The sequence below is a fragment of the Paracoccus ravus genome, from assembly GCF_004522175.1.
In the GTDB taxonomy this organism is placed as follows: domain Bacteria; phylum Pseudomonadota; class Alphaproteobacteria; order Rhodobacterales; family Rhodobacteraceae; genus Paracoccus; species Paracoccus ravus.
In genome coordinates this window covers 1-1881 of sequence record NZ_SDEB01000074.1, presented here as the reverse complement: position 1 = coordinate 1881, position 1881 = coordinate 1, and the positions used below count along the sequence as shown (strand labels likewise).

2 protein-coding genes and 1 pseudogene are annotated in these 1881 nt (G+C 59.9%); 2 read left to right on the top strand and 1 reads right to left on the bottom strand.

Annotated features, from left to right (window positions below; translation table 11 throughout):
- Window positions 1-201: integrase core domain-containing protein (locus ESZ60_RS20520; RefSeq protein ID WP_167620259.1), on the top strand; the 201-nt coding region annotated here is incomplete at its 5' end.
- A 23-nt stretch (window positions 202-224) separates the two neighbouring features.
- On the opposite strand, the gene ESZ60_RS20515 is transcribed toward ESZ60_RS20520, so the two are convergent.
- Window positions 225-719, bottom strand: coding sequence for a Fic family protein (locus tag ESZ60_RS20515; protein ID WP_245155810.1), 495 nt, complete (start codon window positions 717-719; stop codon window positions 225-227).
- Between the two features lie 110 nt (window positions 720-829).
- On the opposite strand from ESZ60_RS20515, the pseudogene ESZ60_RS20510 reads away from it, so the two are divergent.
- Window positions 830-1707: pseudogene (locus ESZ60_RS20510) on the top strand (IS3 family transposase); the annotation flags it as partial.
- Between the last annotated feature and the right edge of the window lie 174 nt (window positions 1708-1881).

Here is a 1881-nt window from a genome sequence, read left to right as displayed (position 1 = left end):
ATATTCGACAGCCTGGGCGAAGCCCGCCGCAAACTGGCGATCTGGCGCTACGACTACAACAACGTCAGGCCGCATTCCTCGCTGGGGAACAGAACACCAGCAGAAGCGCGCCGGACGCTTGAGCTACTTGATGGAAACGCGCCCGGCGCGCTTGCCACACCGGAAACCGACCACTACCAACCCCAAGGACTCTCGTTATGAACGAGGGACGACCGGGGGGCAGGTCAGGCGCGAAAGAGCACGAGCGGACGATGGTGGAATTCCTGATCGTTCAACGAAGGGTCGTTGCGGAACACTGGACTAGCAAAGACGAAGTCCAACGGCTGATCATGGAACTGCGAATTCAGGACCTCGCGGAACCGCTCCCGCATCTCGGCGTGCAGTCGGAAGATCGAATCCGCGGTCTGGATGTTGACCGTTGCCTGGGCGTGCATCGCCCGGAGGAAGAATACCACCCGGCCAGTCCAATCGCCTGTGGCCGAGACGGCCCGCATCCGCTCGATGTACTCATCCTTGTGCGCCTCGAAATAACCCGACACGAAATAGTTCGGCTGATGCAGGGCACCAAGATTCCACAGCATCAGGGTGATCAGCATTCGACCGATCCTGCCGTTGTCGTCTTCAAAAGGGTGCAGGGCCTCGAACTCAACATGCTCGATGGCCGTGCGGATCAGGGGCCGAATCGAGCTTTCGTTGATGTAGCGGACGAGTTCGGCCATCGCCGGGCCTAGCTGCTCCGGGGCGATTGGAACGTAGTAGATCTTCCCCACTAAATAGCCCCATGTTTTGTGGACGCCTTCTTCGCTAATTTTGAGCCAAGGAGGCCATGATGGGCACGGGCAATTTCACTGACGACTTCAAGCGCGATGCTGTCACGCAGATCACGGAACGGCGCTACCCGGCGAAGGATGTTTCGGAGCGGCTCGGCGTCAGCACGCACGCGCTCTATGCCTGGAAGCGCAAGTTCGCGAAGGCGATGTCGGGTGACACGGAGAAGTATGCCGAGATCCGTCGGCTGAAGGTGAGCTGGCGCGGGTGTCGGAGGAGCGCGACATCCTAAAAAAGGCCACCGCGTATTTCGCCAGGGATGCAAAGTGAGATACGCGTTCGTGGCCGAGCATCGAGGTCAGTTTTCGGTGCGGGCGATGTGCCGCTGCCTGCGTATCCAGCCGAGCGGGTTCTATGCGTGGCTGAAGGCACCGCTGAGCCAGCGGGCGCAGGAAGACAGGCGCCAGACCGAGCTACTGCGTAAGGCTTGGGCGGAGAGCGGCAAGGTCTTTGGCTACCGCAAGCTGCATGACGATCTGGTCGAACAGGGCTAAATCATCTGTCCGAACCGCGTTTCCCGGCTGGCGCAACTGGCGGGGATCAAGGCACAGATCAACTAAAAGCGCCGCCTCGGCAGCTATGGCGGCAAGCCGTCGGTCGTGGTCGACATCGAGCCGGTGAACGCCACCGGTTCGAGAGAACCGGCGAGGGCTCGACCGGCAGTTCGATGTCGAGGTTCCGGACAAGGTTTGTGTAACCGACATCACCTACATCCGGACGCAGGAGGGCTTCGCCTACCTCGCGGTGGTCATCGACCTGTATTCCCGGCGCGTGGTCGGTTGGTCGATGCAAAGCAGGCAGACGACAGATGTCGTTTTGCAGGCGCTGCTCATGGCTGTGTGGCGGCGAAAGCCGAAGAACAAGGTGCTGATCCACTCGATCAGGAGAGCGTCCGATCTTCTGTGTATGGCTGATCCGGTCCATGCTTCACCGAAAGGAAGCATGCATGACGATCTCCAAGGAAATCCTCGACGAACTGCTGAAGGGTGTTGAGCGCCCTGAGGATCTGCTCGGCGACACCGGGCTGATGAAAGAGCTGAAGATCAAGCTCAT

Coding starts and splice junctions, on each gene's coding strand:
- ESZ60_RS20515 (WP_245155810.1), bottom strand. CDS start 719: ATGGCCGAACTCGTCCGCTACATCAACGAAAGCTCGATTCGGCCCCTG.